10 protein-coding genes and 3 tRNA genes are annotated in these 15,051 nt (G+C 63.5%); 6 read left to right on the top strand and 7 right to left on the bottom strand.

Going from position 1 to position 15,051, the window contains the following annotated elements; genetic code table 11:
* Positions 1–1,220: 1,220 nt before the first annotated feature.
* The 3 genes from LG30_RS0110515 to LG30_RS0110505 all read right to left on the bottom strand — a co-directional run bounded on the left by LG30_RS0110515 (position 1,221) and on the right by LG30_RS0110505 (position 5,139).
* Positions 1,221–3,065 carry a peptidase U32 family protein gene (locus LG30_RS0110515; RefSeq protein ID WP_033130642.1) on the bottom strand — a complete coding sequence of 615 codons (1,845 nt, stop codon included), beginning with the start codon at positions 3,063–3,065 and terminating at the stop codon, positions 1,221–1,223.
* A gap of 354 nt (positions 3,066–3,419) precedes the next feature.
* Complete coding sequence (locus LG30_RS0110510) at positions 3,420–4,028, bottom strand: LysE family translocator (RefSeq protein ID WP_033130641.1); 609 nt, start codon at positions 4,026–4,028, stop codon at positions 3,420–3,422.
* Positions 4,029–4,176: 148 nt separating this feature from the next.
* Positions 4,177–5,139: a LysR family transcriptional regulator gene (locus tag LG30_RS0110505; protein WP_033130665.1), complete on the bottom strand. Its 963-nt coding sequence runs from the start codon at positions 5,137–5,139 to the stop codon at positions 4,177–4,179.
* A gap of 205 nt (positions 5,140–5,344) precedes the next feature.
* On the opposite strand from LG30_RS0110505, the gene LG30_RS0110500 reads away from it, so the two are divergent.
* The 5 genes from LG30_RS0110500 to LG30_RS0110480 all read left to right on the top strand — a co-directional run bounded on the left by LG30_RS0110500 (position 5,345) and on the right by LG30_RS0110480 (position 7,474).
* The gene (locus LG30_RS0110500) at positions 5,345–6,430 is read left to right on the top strand and encodes a ketoacyl-ACP synthase III (RefSeq protein ID WP_033130640.1); all 1,086 of its coding nucleotides are present in this window, start codon (positions 5,345–5,347) and stop codon (positions 6,428–6,430) included.
* A gap of 296 nt (positions 6,431–6,726) precedes the next feature.
* Positions 6,727–6,811: transfer RNA gene (locus tag LG30_RS0110495), tRNA-Tyr, on the top strand.
* A 32-nt stretch (positions 6,812–6,843) separates the two neighbouring features.
* A tRNA-Tyr gene (locus LG30_RS0110490) sits at positions 6,844–6,928 on the top strand.
* A gap of 38 nt (positions 6,929–6,966) precedes the next feature.
* A tRNA-Tyr gene (locus tag LG30_RS0110485) sits at positions 6,967–7,051 on the top strand.
* Between the two features lie 135 nt (positions 7,052–7,186).
* Entirely contained in the window at positions 7,187–7,474 is a 288-nt protein-coding gene (locus LG30_RS0110480) for a hypothetical protein (protein WP_033130639.1), read from the top strand.
* A gap of 3 nt (positions 7,475–7,477) precedes the next feature.
* Here LG30_RS0110480 and LG30_RS0110475 read toward each other — a convergent pair whose 3' ends face one another.
* Positions 7,478–8,353 carry a patatin-like phospholipase family protein gene (locus LG30_RS0110475; protein WP_033130638.1) on the bottom strand — a complete coding sequence of 292 codons (876 nt, stop codon included), beginning with the start codon at positions 8,351–8,353 and terminating at the stop codon, positions 7,478–7,480.
* A gap of 265 nt (positions 8,354–8,618) precedes the next feature.
* Here LG30_RS0110475 and LG30_RS0110470 point away from each other — a divergent pair, with 265 nt between their 5' ends.
* Positions 8,619–9,992 (top strand): endonuclease/exonuclease/phosphatase family protein, encoded by a 1,374-nt coding sequence (locus LG30_RS0110470; RefSeq protein WP_033130637.1) that lies wholly within the window; start codon positions 8,619–8,621, stop codon positions 9,990–9,992.
* A gap of 51 nt (positions 9,993–10,043) precedes the next feature.
* Here LG30_RS0110470 and LG30_RS0110465 read toward each other — a convergent pair whose 3' ends face one another.
* Genes LG30_RS0110465 through dsrO form a run of 3 tightly spaced genes read right to left on the bottom strand, consistent with a single transcriptional unit; the run spans position 10,044 to position 15,050 of the window.
* On the bottom strand, positions 10,044–13,151 hold the full coding sequence (locus tag LG30_RS0110465; protein WP_033130636.1) for a tetrathionate reductase subunit A: 3,108 nt from the start codon (positions 13,149–13,151) through the stop codon (positions 10,044–10,046).
* Positions 13,151–14,278 carry an NrfD/PsrC family molybdoenzyme membrane anchor subunit gene (gene nrfD / locus LG30_RS0110460; protein ID WP_033130635.1) on the bottom strand — a complete coding sequence of 376 codons (1,128 nt, stop codon included), beginning with the start codon at positions 14,276–14,278 and terminating at the stop codon, positions 13,151–13,153. The genes LG30_RS0110465 and nrfD overlap by 1 nt, the downstream gene beginning before the upstream one ends.
* A complete protein-coding gene (gene dsrO / locus LG30_RS0110455) occupies positions 14,268–15,050 on the bottom strand; it encodes a sulfate reduction electron transfer complex DsrMKJOP subunit DsrO (protein WP_033130634.1) in 783 nt (260 codons plus the stop codon). Before dsrO ends, nrfD begins: the two co-directional genes overlap by 11 nt.
* Position 15,051: the final 1 nt, after the last annotated feature.

The following is a 15,051-nucleotide window of genomic DNA, read 5'->3' as shown; positions in this document are numbered from 1 at the left end:
ATTTAGTTGACCACTACAGGTAGCCCCTACAGTACTTGTTCTAGAGGCAATATGGAAAATGCACCGCCCTCAATGCATTACCCGCACCGACAGACTGCTGGCTATATTTTACAATCCATCGATTGGCGTTGGCGCAATTACTCTTCCCCCTTAATCCCAACACTGTTATGTCTGCATCCATCGCACAAGATAGATAAAGAGTGACTGGGCCATCGAAATTAATTTTGATATGGAATAAAAACATTGATATCGTTTAGTAAACCTTAGTCTTTATAAATTTAAACAATCTACGAAACTACTCCCTCCGACACCTCAATCGTCTAACGCATAAATAGATGATGTAGATGGGGGGTGTCCAAAGCAGGAGGGCTATAGGGAAAAAGAATGGGGAGGATAGCGAGGCTGCCGACAACTGCACAATCAATAGCACGAAGTTAAGAACAGCAGAAGCTACCCACGCACCATTAAAACCTTGGCAACGAGCACCGTAGAGAAGCGCATCGTAGAAATTGCAACCAGGGATACTGTAACCTCCGTATTCACTCGTCGTCGCAACCAAGATGCCTCCAAGTGCCCCTGTGAACAGAAATCCCGTATAACCGATAGCAACCCAGTATCTTACGGTTGTGAAAATCGATGAAGTGATGGACTGACTTTGAGGTGCGTACTCTGCCTCTGTGAGCTTGACGGTAGCCAGCAGGATGACGGCCGGAGTGACGATAGCCAACACAAGAATAAACAGTACTATCATTGCATACCTCCGCTACAGGTAAGGATTCTGGCTACCTCCCCCTTTGGATATAGAAATGGCCACATTTTTCATCTGACTTTATCGCCAAACAGGATCACTCGCAGAGAATGCAGCCACGAGGTCCTACACCGCACAGGATAGATAATGACTGGACCATTGAAGCCAATTTGGATATGTAATAACAAATTTAATCTCGCTTGGTAAATATTGGATTTCATAAACTCAGAGCCGCTGGTTTGATAAGCGAGGCGTAATCAGACGTTCGGAAAGAGAATTTTCAGACAGTTCAGTCGAAAACACTCTTCCCTGGAACACTGCACATTTACGCCCCCTCATCCCCAGCCCCTCCCCCATTTTTCAAAAGTAAGTGGGAAAAGGGAGTAGATACCACCGCTGGTAATGGATGGCACTATACAGATTGATCTCCTCTCCCCTAGTAAGGGAGCTAGGGTGAGAGGCCGCAAACGGATTACTTTTTCAAACTCCCCATCACCTGCATCTCGCAGCGCTTGCAGTCGAAGCGCAGGCGGAAACTGTCCTTGCCCATCTTGAGTTCGAGAGGCTCTGGCTTGAGGCCGGGCACCTCCTTGGGGCAGAGGTGCTGGCTGTAGCGGATGCAGTGCTTGGTGATCATCAGCATCACCTCCCCCTCCTCCTTGTTTGCCTCATAGGCGGGGGCGATGCGCTCCACCCCGTGCTCACGGAAGAAGTCCTCGGCAGCTTTGTTCAGCACGTTGCCAAGGTAGGAGAGCCGATGCTGGGGATAGGCCACATCCCGCAGCGCGATGCGCCGCTCTGGTCGTCGGTAGCTGGCGAGACGTGCCGCCTCCAGCGCCGCTATGCCGTCCCGGCGCAGGCCGTTGAGCATGGACACGGCAATAAACAGGGGAGAAGTGAATGCCAACTCAATCTTGCGCGCCACGAACAGGCTGTTGCCGAGCTTGGCGAGCTGATCCCGCGCCTGCTGCAGCGCCCGCTCGGGATTGTCGGCAGGCCGCTTGTCGTACGCCAGGGTGACGCTGGCCTCCACCCCCTGCTCGTCGCAGAGCGCGAGCCGCAATCCGGCGTCGCACTCCGATAACCGCATATCGACCCGGATGCGGCGATCCGCGCTCGGCTTTTCCAGCAGCTTGCTGAAGGCCTGATCGTGATTGCGGTAGATTTCGGCGCCGACCTTGAGCCCGGGCACGGGCACCGACAGCAGTAACTGCTTGCCTTCTACCTTGTTCAGCCGCATCCCCACCAGCTCGTCGTTCGGTTTGAAGAAGCCGAGGCCGTCGCCGTTGTTGAGGCTCAGGGCCTTGCCCTCTATCTCTATGCCGTCCCGGCTGATCTTGCTGACCCGACCGAGGGATTCGCCCAGGTATTTCGGGCTTCTGGGAGAGTCGATCCCCGGCTGGCGACCGTGCAGGAAGTAGTCGGTACTGCCCCGGTTGAAGCTCTTCTTCGGATCCGGCGTGAAGCCGTAGGAGCAGCGACCCGCCGACGCCGCCACCAGATCCGGGCGCCTCTCCAGGATGGCGTCCAGCTTCTGGCGATACCAGGCGGTGACGTTCTTCACGTAGTCCAGCCCCTTGAGCCGCCCCTCTATCTTGAAGGAGCGGATGCCCGCGGCGATCAGCGCCTCCAGGTTGTCGGTCTGATCCATGTCTTTGAGCGACAGCAGGTGGCCGCTCTCCACCAGCACCTCGCCGTCCGGCTTTTGCAGCGAGCAGGGCAAGCGGCACAGCTGGGCACACTCGCCCCGGTTCGCGCTGCGGCCGGTGCGGGCATAACTGATGTTGCACTGGCCGCTGTAGGAGACGCAGAGCGCGCCGTGGATGAAGAACTCCAGTTGCACATTAGTCTGGGCGCTGATCGCGCGGATCTGCTCCAAGGAGAGCTCGCGGGCCAGCACCACCTGGGAGAAGCCCACGTCTTGTAGAAACTTCACCTTCTCCGGCGTGCGGTTGTCGGTCTGGGTGCTGGCGTGCAGCGCGATGGGGGGCAAGTCCAGTGCCAGCAGCCCCATGTCCTGCACGATCAGCGCATCGGCCCCGGCTTCGTAGATCTGGTGGGTGAGGCGTCTGGCCTGCTCCAGCTCGTGGTCGTGCAGCAGGGTGTTGAAGGCGACGAACACCTGGGCGCCGAAGCGGTGGGCATGGCGCGCCAGCGCTTCTATGTCTTCGAGGGAGTTGCCGGCGGCGCTGCGGGCACCGAAGGCGGGGCCGCCCATGTAGACGGCATCGGCGCCATGGTTGATGGCTTCGATGCCGTAGGCGAGGTTCTTGGCCGGGGCCAGCAGTTCGAGGCGATTCTGGGTCTGATCGTGCATAGGTCTGGTTCGCAGGCGGCAGCAAAGGTGCCACTCTAGCGAGGACAGCGCCTCCCTGCCTTGATCCCGCTTAAGATCACCGCAAGATACAGGATTGGATCCGCGGCAACCCCGGAGCAGAAGATGCGGCTCTCGCCGGGCCGAGGCAAGCTTATATGCCCCCCCCTCATCCCCAACCCTTCTCCCGCGAGGGGAGAAGGGAGCAGAGAGATTGCGCGGGCTGCCCTGGCGCCAAACGCGGGTTTAGATCACCACCTTGAGCGCCAGGTCGATCAACATCAGACCGCTGACTTTATCGATGACGAAGGGTTTCGCCTTGCGTCAGGACCGCGATGGCTCGGCCGTGGGAGCACCTCAGATCACGACTTTCAGCGCCAGCCCCAACAGCACCAGGCCGCTGATCTTGTCGATGACGAAGGACTTCGCCTTGAGCCAGGCGAGCACAGGGCCGCGGGAGAGCACCAAGGCCACCAGCACGTACCAGACGGCGTCTATGCCCCCCGCGGTGAGCATAATGATGATGCCCTCGCGCCAGCCGGTGTCCGCATGGACGAACTGGCTGAACAGGGCGATGAAGAAGATGGCGAGCTGGGGGTTCAAGAAGGCCACCATGAAGCCCTCGAACGCCCCCTGGCGACCCTTCAGCCCATGGCCCTCCTCTTCCGCCCCGCCACTTGCGGGTTTCGCCAGCAACGCCTTGATGCCAAGCCAGGCGAGGAAAGCGGCGCCACCGTAGCGAATGATGTCGAACAGCAGCGGGGTCTGGGTGATCAGCAGCGAGAGGCCGAAGGCGGTGATCAGCGCGTAGATGCCGACCCCGAGCCCATGGCCAAGTGCCGTTACCACCCCATGCCCCTGTCCGCCCTGCACCGTATTGCGGATGATCAGCGCCAGACTGGGCCCCGGGCTGATGGCCCCCATCACACAAATTGCCGCCAGTGCCAGCCAACTCGTCAATTCCATACCCGTTCCTTGCTCACCTGAAAATGGATGTCGGTCCTCAGGTTAAGGGGGACAACATCATGCAAGAAGTGAAAGTTATGAATAGATCCCATAGCCAATGGTGATGAAACAGCACAATCGACTATTTGATACCGGAGTTCAGGGTTATTTAGACCCCGGGGCCTGTTGCCTGTGGCTTTCGCCCCAGGGTCTTGCGGCTCTCGTCGACGGTGCGCTGCAGGTGATCCCGCAGGAAGGGATAGGCCAGCTCCCGAAACCAGCGGTGGGCCGGATCCTGATGATGGCGCTGGTGCCACAGCAGATGATACTGCTGGGAACGGGTGGCGAAGGGCAGATCGCAGAAGCTCAGCTCGTGCTCCCGGGAGAGCTGCCAGGCGATGTGGGCCGGGGTGGTCATCAGGCAGTCGGTGCGCAGCAGCACCTCCACCGCCGCCTGGAAGAAGGGCACCCGGGCAAACCAGCGCCGACTCAGGCCTTGCGGCGCCAGCACCCGCTCCACCGGGCTGTCCTTGTCGCCGCCGCCGCTCACCTGCAGGTGGGGCCAGGCGAGGTAATCCTCCAGGGTCGGCGCCGTGCCGGACAGCGGATGGTGGCGCCCCATCAGGATCACCAGCCTGTCCTCCCCCTGATGCAGGCCGCGGATCTGATCCGGCACCAGATCCGTGATGGTGGAGACCAGATCCAGCTCGGACTGCCACAACTGCGGCAGCTGGCGCTTGTCCCACAGGCTGTATTCGAGGGCCGCCAGGGGCGCGGCTTTGGCCAGCGCCGCGCAGATGTCCGGCAGTATGTGCTGGGCCACATAGTCAGAGGAGGCGAGCCGGAACACCCGCTCGCAGCGGCCGGGCTCGAAGCCGGGCGCCGCGTAGAGCCGGTCCAGCGCGCCGAGGGAATCCGCAAGCTGGGCCGCCAGGCCCTCGGCCCTCGGGGTCAGCAGCCAGCGCTGCCCCTCCCGCACCAGCAGCTCGTCGCCAAATTCGCTGCGCAGCTGGGTCAGCTGCTTGCTGATGGAGGGCTGGCTCAGGTGCAGCAGCTCGGCCGCCCGGCTGATGTTGCGGGTCTCCAGCAAGATCTTGAGGGTCGGCAACAGATTGAGATTCGCTTTGTGCACTAACATCACCTCGGGGAAGAGAGCCGGTCCTGAGCCCCATCTTAGGCCAAGGCGGGGCGCTATTTTAAGCAAAATCACCGCCTTGTTCGCCACTCCCCTCATGCCCCTGCGGTAATATGACCACCAGATGACACTGGTTGACCCCTGCGGCATAATCGTCCGATTGCCCGTCCACGGGCGACTCATAACGAGAAGCGACCACAAGATGAAATACGCCAATATCACCGGCTGGGGCAAGTGCCTGCCCCCCGCAGTGCTGACCAACGACGATCTCAGCACCATCATGGACACCTCGGATGAGTGGATCTATCCGCGCACCGGCATCAAGGCACGCCGGGTTTCTCACGTCAGCACCCAGGCACTGGCCACCCTGGCCGGTCGCCGCGCCCTGGCCTGCGCCGGTCTGGACGCCGCTGAGCTCGATGGCATCATCCTGGCCACCGCCACTCCCGGCACCCTGGTCCCCAACGGCGCCTCCGCGGTGCAGCAAGCCCTCGGTGCCCACCGGGCGGCGGTGTTCGATCTCAATGCCGCCTGCACCGGCTTCGTCTACGCCCTCTCGGTCGCCACCTCTCTGGTCCAGACCGGCATGATGAGCAAGGTGCTGGTGATCGGCGCCGAGCGCCTCACCCAGTTGCTGGACTGGGCCAAACGCGACACCGCCGTGCTGTTCGGTGACGGCGCCGGCGCCGTGGTGATCGAGGCGAGCGACAACGAGTCCGGCCTGATTGCCAACAAGCTCGGCTGCGACAGCGAGGCCCGCGAGATCCTGCACGTGCCGAATTTTGGTACCGATCGGGTGCGTTTTGCCGATATCGACGGCCTCTTTACCTTCAACTTCGAGGGGCAGGAGATCTTCAAGCGGGCCGTACGCGGCATGGGCGAGGCCACCGGTGCCGTGCTGGCTCAGGCCGGCATCACCCCAGAACAGGTCGATCTCATCGTCCCGCACCAGGCCAACATGCGCATCATCGAGACCCTGGCCAAGCGCATGAACGCCCCCATGGACAAGGTAATGGTCAACATAGAGCACTACGGCAACACCTCGGCCGCCACCGTGCCCATCGCCCTGTGCGAGGCGTTGGAGCAGGGCCGGGTCAAGCCGAACTCCTATCTGCTGAGCGCCGCCTTCGGGGCCGGCCTGACCTGGGGCGCCGCCCTCATCAAGTGGGGCGACAGAGTCACCCCGATTGCACACTGCGATGCCGAGCTGCCACCCTGTGAGCAGAGCGCGCTGGAGCTGATCGCCCACGCCGTCGCGGGCTGCCAGCAGGCCCGCACCGAGGCCTGAGCCAGGCCGCCACTGCGTGCATAGACAAGACGCTGCGGCATGAACAAAAAGAGGAGCCATCGCTGGCTCCTCTTTTTCATCTCCTCCTTTTGTCTTTGCCGCCTCTTCCCTGCCGCCAATCACCCGTCCATATCCGCGCCTCGGCGGCTGCGCACAGCCCCCTGAAAGTCATTGAAAAGCGTGAATTTTGAGCTGAATAAATCAAAAAATAACCAAACGATATTTTTTTGTCGTCAGAATGGGCCTGAGGGGTTCACAACCTTACCGGATCTGGTAGTATGCGGCCTCGCACTTGGGGAGGGGTTCCCGAGCGGCCAAAGGGATCAGACTGTAAATCTGACGGCTCTGCCTTCGAAGGTTCGAATCCTTCTCCCTCCACCATTCAAGTGCGAAAAATCAGGAAAATACCCCGTGGAGGGGTTCCCGAGCGGCCAAAGGGATCAGACTGTAAATCTGACGGCTCTGCCTTCGAAGGTTCGAATCCTTCTCCCTCCACCATCTTCCTGAGCTGTATGTAAAAAAAGTAGTACCCCTGTGGAGGGGTTCCCGAGCGGCCAAAGGGATCAGACTGTAAATCTGACGGCTCTGCCTTCGAAGGTTCGAATCCTTCTCCCTCCACCATCCTTCAGAAAACCCGGCCCAGCGCCGGGTTTTCGCTTTTATGGCTAGATGCCATTTGGCACTGTCAGATCTGACAATTGCCCTCCCCCGCTTTTTTCGAAACAGTGGACTCCTCATCGCAAGGAGCGACCTCACATGTTTGAAATCTGGGATGAAACGGGCAAGGAACACGGATTGACCCTGCCCGAACTGCAGCAGCGCCTCTGCACCTATCGGGGTGAGGTCATGGTGCGCTACCTCAATCGTCTCGGCCTGCCAGCGACCCTGTTCCTGACCGTGCAACAGGGGCTGGCCTATCAGCGCTTCAAGGCCGGCACCCCGCCCCTGGACTGGGACTGGCTGGCGCAGTCCATCCATGCTGTGCCTGTCCGTGATGCCGACATTCACCCGAAGAATAATGCCCTGCGTCGGGCGGCCAACTGAGGCTTAGCGTCCCCGCTCTGCCCCAGCGCCCTGGCTGGCCGACCCGCTCTCGGCCAGATAGGCCAACCCCGCCTGCCAGCCCATCTGATAGCCCTGCTCCAGCCTGTCTCTGTCCGTGGTCATGCGGCCGACCCGAAAGCCCGCGGGGGGCACTATGACCCGGATGCGGCAATCCGCCGGCGGCTGGCGGATAAAGTCGATAGCGTCGTTGTAGCTGCGATGACGCACGAGGCTCGCCTCGGCCAGCGCCGGGGTGCGGCGCAGCAGGTGGCGGTGCAGGGCCGGCAAGCGCGGCGCCCTCTTGCGGTAGCCGAGCGGCCGGGACAGCACCACAGTGATCTCCCGCGCCCCCTGCTCGTAGGCGTGGCGCACCGGGATGGAGTCCGCCACCCCGCCGTCAGTCATGGCCTCCCCCCCTATGTGCACGAAGTCGCGATAGGCGAGTGGCACCGAGCAGGAGGCCTTGATCTGCTGCTCCAGCGCCTCTGCACTCCCCCTGAGATAGGCGGCCTGGCCGTCCGAGACCCGGGTGGTGACCACGGTCAGCGGCACTGGGTTGGCAGCGAAGCGCGCGAGATCCAGCCTGATCTCGCGGATGGTGATCTCCCACAGCCAGTCGAGATCGAGCCAGTGGCCGCCGCGCAGGAACTTGGCCAGGCTGATGAACTCGGGGCGACAGGAGTAATCGGTGATGACCCTGTGGTTGCGCCCCTGCTGACCGGCCAGATAGGCCGCCAGGTTGACCGCCCCCGCCGAGACCCCGATGCAGTGATCGAAGGCCGTCTTCCCCTTCGCCAGAAAGGCATCCAACACCCCGGCGGCGAAGATGCCGCGCATGGCGCCCCCCTCGACCACCAGGGCCGTTTGCTGCCGACTCATCCCGCCTCCCTCCCAACGCTATGGTGAATAGATTCAGACCCAGGTTCATTCACAGCAGGATTTATCGCTGCACCCTGACTGACCTCATGTTCCGACTCTTGGCGCCCTTTTTAACGACACTTTTTATGGCGTTTTTCACGGCACTTTGTGAATGGACACACAGTTTGGCCCATTCAGAGCCCCTCTTGCGATCGACATCCCTATAATGTCCGCGCCTCACTTGACCCTACAGAGGCATAACATCTTGATGCTACGGAATATTACAATGAAAAACATCAACAAAACCCTGGTCGCCGCTGCCATTTCCCTCGGAATGCTGGCAGGCTGTAACAGCCAAAATGACTCAGAGACCCCGATCCCCATGGTTCGCTTCGCGACTTTCAACCTCTCCTTCGATCGCACCGCTGCCGGCATGTTGAGCGCCGAGCTGGCGCTGGACCGCGCCGCTCAGGATGCCCTGCTGGCCCGCTATCAGGCCGGTGACGGCAGCCTCAGCCAGACCGAGATCACCCGCGCCAAAGACGTGCAGCAGATCCGCAATATCGCCGAGATAGTGCAGCGTACCCGCCCGGATGTGTTCCTGCTGAACGAATTCGACAACGACGGCAAGGGCGAGAGCACCGCCGATCTGAAGGCGTTCAACGACAACTACCTGGCCCATGCCCAGCACGGCGAGGTGCAGGCCATCAGCTACCCGGTGATGCAGAATTTCGCCACCAACACCGGCCTGATGAGCGGTCATGACCTCAATCTGGACGGCAAGCGCAATAGCGGGCCGGATGACGCCTGGGGCTTTGGCAACTACCACGGCCAGTACGCCTTCGCGGTGATGTCCCAGTATCCCATCGACACCAAAGGGATCCGCACCTTCCAGCACTTCAAGTGGAAGGACATGCCGGGCGAAGTCAACCCCGTCATCGACGACTGCAACAACCCCAAGGCGCCGATCCCTGCCGGCCGCCAGTGTGGCGAGCCCTGGTATGACGCCGCGGCCTGGGCCCAGTTCCCGCTCTCCTCCAAGAACCACGCGGACGTGCCGGTGCGGGTCAAGACCGCCAAGGGGGAAGAAGTGATCCACTTCCTCATCTCCCATCCGACCCCGCCCATCTTCGGCAACGCGGCGCGCCACAACGTCAAGCACAACAGGGCCGAGGTCGCCTTCTGGCAGGACTATGTGGAAGCCGCCAGCTACATGGTGGATGACGCGGGTAAGGCGGGTGGCTTGGCCGAGGGCGCTCGCTTCGTCATCGCCGGGGATCTCAACGCCGATCCCCAACTCGGCGACGGGGATCTGACCGCCATCCAGGACTTGCACAACCATGTGCTGGTCAACCAGGCGGTCACCAACGGCGCCCTCATTCCGGTGAGCCAGGGGGGTCCCGAGTGCCTCGCCAGCCAGCCGGATCAGTGCAAGCGTAACAACAACAGGCCGACCCCGGAGCGCATCACCAGCAGCAGTGGCCTGCAGCTCGATCACCTGATCCCCTCAGCCAACCTCAATGCGGTGGCCTCGGGGGTGTTCTGGCCCGCCAGCTTCGAGCCCGGCTACCACCTGGTGTATGACGCCAAGCTAGGCATCGCCAAGGGGGTCAGCTCGGATCACCGCCTTGTGTGGGTGGACTTCGAACTGGACAAGTGATCCACTCAATGAAAAGCGGGGCCATGATGGCCCCGCTTTTTGCATCTGGCGCTACACCAGCTTGTCGACCCGGGCCGGCAGGCCCTGGCGCGCCGAGGAGCCGATGGCCCAGTCCACCAGGGGGTAGCGGCCGTGGCGGCTGGGATCCAGCACCGCCAGATCGTTGAGGTTGACCCCGGCCCCGCGCAAGGGGCTGGCGACTACCTCCTTGCCGTCTACCCAGTGCGCCCGCGCCCCCAGCTCCTTGTGACCGAAGCCGTGCTCGATGGCGATGGCGTCCCTCTGCACCCCGGCCACGCACTCGGCCACCCCGATCACGCTGCCATTGGGGGTGCTGACCCGCACCCTGTCCCCGCTTTCTATGCCTAAGCGCGTCGCCGTCTCTGAGTTGAGCCGCACCCGGTTGCTGGGGTTCACCTGGCGCAGGCGATCCGAACCTATGCTCATGGAGCTCATGGTGTGGGACTTGTAGCTGGTGAGCAGCAGGGGCCACTGGGCCGGCTTGAACGCCTCGCTCAGCGGCGTGCCATCGGCGAGCTGGGCCAGGAAGAAGCGCGGGGTGCCGCTCAGGAACTGGCCGCTCTGGCTGTGACGGCGGCTGCCCACCGCCGGGTTCCACAGCATCAGGGGCTTGGGCCAGCGCTTGCTCGGCTGACCCGCCTCGTCGCGCCCCTTGGCGACCGGCTCGAAGCGCCCGCCCCTGGCGTAGAGATAGGCGGCGCGGCTCGCCTCCTCCGCGCTCAGGGTGGCGTTGAGGGTGGGCAGGATCCGCTCCACCCCGGACCAAGCGAGGTCTTCAGCGCCGATGGGAGGCACCGGCTGGCCGAGGTAGGCGACGTTGGCCGCCCCGTAGAGGGAGAAGTCCGCCGCCTTGTTGAGCCCATGCAGCTTGCCATCTTCCCCCTTGACCGATCCTTCCCCAAAGCCCGGCAGCTCCAAACGTTTAGCCACCGCGATAAGGAAGGACTCCATGCAGACGGGATCCCCCTCGGCGGTCTTGACCACCCTAGGCTCGATCACAGGCCAGCGCCCGGTCGAGACCTTGGTCATGACCCCGTGCCAGGCGGTTGCCCAGCCCCAGGACTCGTAGGTCAAGGTGTCAGGCACTATGTAGTCAGACAGCGCCGAGGATTCGTTGATGAAGCTGTCGATGCTGATGAACAGCGGCAGCACCCTGGGGTCTTTGAGCTGTTCACCTATGGCCTGGTGCAACCCGGCCTGACCGTAGAGGGGGTTGCCCATGTGGTTGATCCAGGCCTTGGCACGGTAGGGATAACCGCTCACTGCCGCGGTCAGGTGCTCGCCGAGCAGCGGGCCCGAGATCGGGAACCAGGGCTCGTGGGCCGGATAGGGGTTCTGCCCCGCCTCTTTCTTGCGACGATATTCGGAGGTCTTCTCGTAGGGGAACTTGGAGCGGGAGAGGAAGACACCTGCGGGTTTGACCATGCCGGGGAAGCTCTCCAGATCGTAGCGCGGCCCGCTCCCGAAGGGATTGAACTTGCCGCCGCTCGCCACCGCGCCGCCCTTGGCGTTGAGGTTTCCTATCATGGCGTTGAGCATCATGATGGCCCAGGCCGTGTAGAAACCGTTGGCACTCATGGTGCCGCCGTGGGTGATCACCGCCGCCCGGGTGCCGTGGCTGGTGAACTCCCGCGCCAGCTCCTTGATGTCGGCCACCGGCACGGCGCACTCGGCGCTGTATTGCTCCAGGGTGTGCTCCCGGCTCGCCTCGGCCAGCAGCTGGAAGCTGCTCTTGACCGCCAACTCCCCGCCCGGGGTCGAAATGCTGCGCGCCACCCAGAGTCGGGCCCGCTCGCAACGGCCGGCCGGTGTCGGCTCGTCACTCCCCTCCTCGACCACCAACACCTCATCCCCCTCGCCATAGGCTTCACCGCTGTGGGGCAGCCCCAGATCGCTGGCGTGCAGCATCTGGCCGAAGCGGGGGTGCGACTCGTCGCTTATCACCAGATGGCTGGCGTTGCTGAAGCCACGATAGCCGGCTCGCTCGGCAGCTTCTGCGTTGGGTGCCGCCAGGAAGGGCTCGGCGTAGCGGTCGTTGTCGATGATCCAGCGCAGCATGGCCAGGGCCAGGGCCGAGTCGGTGGCGGGCCTGATGGGCAGCCAGCGGTTGGCGGGGGCGGACGGCATGTTCACCGTGTTGGGCAGGCTGGGCGCCACCACAACGTAGGAGAACGGCTTGCCCTCCCGCGCCCGGTTCGCCGCCAGCTGGCGGGACTGGCGTTTGAAGGGGTTGCCGGACTGCTGGGGGGAGGTGCCCATGAACAGCAGGAAGTCGCTCTCGTCCCAGTCGGGCTTGAGGTGGGCATTCTTCTCCAGATCGTCCAGCAGGGCGCCGGCCCCGACCCGGAACGACAGGCCGCAGTAGGCGCCGTGGTTCGCGAAGTTGCGGGTGCCGAAGCCGTTGAAGGTGAAGCGCTTGATGAAGGCATCGCGGCCCTCGTCCGAGGCGTTGCTCACCAGCAGCTGGTTGGCCTTGGGGCCGTATTCCGGGTTGGCGGGATCGAGCGGCTCGGCGAGGTTGCGGATGGCCCTGAGCCCTTCAACCTGACCCTCCCCGAACAGATCGCCCCCCTCCACCACCTCCTCGATCAGCTGCTCGAACGGGATGCTCTGCCAGCGACCGCTGCCACGGGGGCCGACCCGCTTGAGGCAGCGGGTGACCCTGTGGGGACTGTCGAGCTGCTCCAGCATGGCGTTGCCCCGGGCGCAGGCGGTGGAGCGGCCGTCCAGCCCCCCTTCCTGATAGCCGCTGGTAGCGATCAGCGCCTGCTTGACCGGCGTCTTGAAGTCGATGTGATGCAGGGCGGAGAGCGGATGATAAGGGTTGCCGAGGATGCGTACTATCTTGTCGCTCTCGTTGTCGATGCGGGCCCGCACCCCGCACAGGGTCCAGCAGCCGAGGCACATGGTGTTGGCGAGGCGCTGGTTCGGGTTGGGGTGAAGCTCCCCCTGCCCGTCGACCCTGTACTCCACCGCCAGGGAGTTGCCGTGGATGGGATCCCGGGTCGGCTTGCCCGAGCTGCCGGTGGCCACCCCGCTCACCACCTGCTTGAGGGTGTCGCTGTAACCGGCCACGAAGAGCCCCGTGCCCCCGGCGATGGCGGCCCCCTTGAGAAACTTGCGTTTGCTGTGATCCATCAGAGTGCCTCGCGAGCGGAATGAGTGGTGGATGCCTGGGTGGCGGATGAATGTGTGACGGATGGCAGAGCCGAGGCGCGCACCAGCTCGGAGAGCGCCACCAGCAGGGCCAGCAGCAGGCCGAAGGTGCCGAGGATGCCAAGCACCCCGGCCGGCCCCCAGGCTATCTGGTAGACATAGACACCGGCCCCGTATTTCGGGACGAGTTGCCCCTGAATGAGCACCAGCCAGCGCAGGCCCCACACCAGGTGCAGCGCCAGCAGCGCCACCCCCCAGGATTGCAGGCGCAAAGAGAGCCTGTGCCCCGCCAGCAGCAGCAGGCCGAGCAGGCCCAGGGTCAACAGCAGCCAGTGGGCTGCCAGCCGCCAGCTCGGATCCAGCCGATAGAGGGCACTCGCCTCCGCCGCCGAGGCGCCGCCAAACAGGGCCCAGCCCAGCAGGGAGAGCGCGAGCAGGGCCAGGGTCGGGCGGATCTGGCGCAGCAGCCCCGCCTCGGTGTGCCCCTGCCAGCCCGCCAGCAGCCGGTTGAGCAGCAGCAGGGCGCTCTGGGCCGCCAGCACGGCGCTCAGCGCCAGCAACCATGGGAGCCAAGGGGTGTGCCAGAGCGGGCGCGCCTGCACCGCCATGGTCTCGAGCCCGGTGTAGAGGGCTATGCTGAGCCCGCTCAAAGCCGCCATCAGGGCAAGCGGTTTGAGCCAGGGCTCGCTGGGCCAATGTCCCAGGCAGAGCAGCCGCGCCAGGGCGGCGACCCTGTCATGATCCTCCCCACGCCTGGCCAGGTTGGGCCTTAGCAGCAGCCAGCCAAACAGCATTGAGAGCAGGCTGAACAGGGGCAGCAGATAGGCGCCGTACCACATGATGGAGCCGACGCGGGTCTGGGCGTAGAAGTGCCAGGCCCGGGCGGGCTGGTGCAGATCTGCCGTCAGGGCGATGGGGGCCACCACCCCTGCCCCCATCATCAGCACCGCCGCCAGGGTCTGCAGCCGACTATCCGGCGCCTTGCGCCACAGAGCGGCAGCTCCGAGCCAGAGCGCCCCGTAGGCCAATCCGATGAGGAAGAAATATTGCACCGCCCAGGGCAGCCAGGTGATGGGTTGATCCGGGGCCAGCAGTTCGTTAATGGTCATGGGCTATCTCCTTGCCATCGTCGGTCAGCAGGGTGCGCAGGGCCGGGTTGCCGTCTACCTTGCTGACGAAGGCCTCGTCCATGCCGAGATAGAAGACCCGCGGCTGGGTATGGGCCTCGGGCTTGAGCACCTTGAGGGCCGGCTCGTGTTCGCGCAGCAGGCGGCTTATCTGGCTCTCGGGATCGTTCAAGTCGCCAATGATGCGCGCCTCACCGACGCAACTCTCCACGCAGGCTGGCAGGAGCCCCGCCTCCAGCCGGTGGGCGCAGAAGGTGCACTTGTCGGCGGCGTGGGTCTCGTGGTTGATGAAGCGGGCGTCGTAGGGGCAGGCCTGCACGCAGTAGCCGCAGGCGACGCACCAGTCGTTGTTGACCACGACGATGCCGTCGTCCCGCTGGAAGGTGGCGCCGGTGGGGCAGACGTCGAGGCAGGCGGGCTCGGCGCAGTGGTTGCAGAGCCTCGGCAGCATAAAGAGAGACGCAGGGGCATCGAGGGCCGCCACGTCGCTCACCTCGTACTGGCTGACGGTGGTGCGAAACTGGCCGAGGGGGGGCTGGTTTTCGATGGTGCAGGCCACTGTGCAGGCCTGACAGCCGACGCAGCGGCGCAAGTCGATCAGCATGCCGTAACGCTTGCCGGGATCGCCCCGGCCTATGGCTGGACGGGCGCCTGGGGCATGGCGCGGGCTCCGGGCTTGAGCGACGGGGATCAGGGCCGCCCCGGCGGTGATGGCGGCAATGCCGGATAACAATCGGCGCTTGCTGGGCTCCATG

The organism is Aeromonas aquatica (assembly GCF_000764655.1).
Classification (GTDB): domain Bacteria; phylum Pseudomonadota; class Gammaproteobacteria; order Enterobacterales; family Aeromonadaceae; genus Aeromonas; species Aeromonas aquatica.
This window is presented reverse-complemented; position numbering and strand designations above follow the sequence as displayed.

Bases quoted from the DNA above. Each gene is read 5' to 3' on its own strand.
- LG30_RS0110515 (WP_033130642.1), bottom strand. From the start codon at position 3,065: ATGCACGATCAGACCCAGAATCGCCTCGAACTGCTGGCCCCGGCCAAG.
- LG30_RS0110510 (WP_033130641.1), bottom strand. From the start codon at position 4,028: ATGGAATTGACGAGTTGGCTGGCACTGGCGGCAATTTGTGTGATGGGG.
- LG30_RS0110500 (WP_033130640.1), top strand. From the start codon at position 5,345: ATGAAATACGCCAATATCACCGGCTGGGGCAAGTGCCTGCCCCCCGCA.
- LG30_RS0110480 (WP_033130639.1), top strand. From the start codon at position 7,187: ATGTTTGAAATCTGGGATGAAACGGGCAAGGAACACGGATTGACCCTG.
- LG30_RS0110475 (WP_033130638.1), bottom strand. From the start codon at position 8,353: ATGAGTCGGCAGCAAACGGCCCTGGTGGTCGAGGGGGGCGCCATGCGC.
- LG30_RS0110470 (WP_033130637.1), top strand. From the start codon at position 8,619: ATGAAAAACATCAACAAAACCCTGGTCGCCGCTGCCATTTCCCTCGGA.
- LG30_RS0110465 (WP_033130636.1), bottom strand. From the start codon at position 13,151: ATGGATCACAGCAAACGCAAGTTTCTCAAGGGGGCCGCCATCGCCGGG.
- nrfD (WP_033130635.1), bottom strand. From the start codon at position 14,278: ATGACCATTAACGAACTGCTGGCCCCGGATCAACCCATCACCTGGCTG.
- dsrO (WP_033130634.1), bottom strand. From the start codon at position 15,050: ATGGAGCCCAGCAAGCGCCGATTGTTATCCGGCATTGCCGCCATCACC.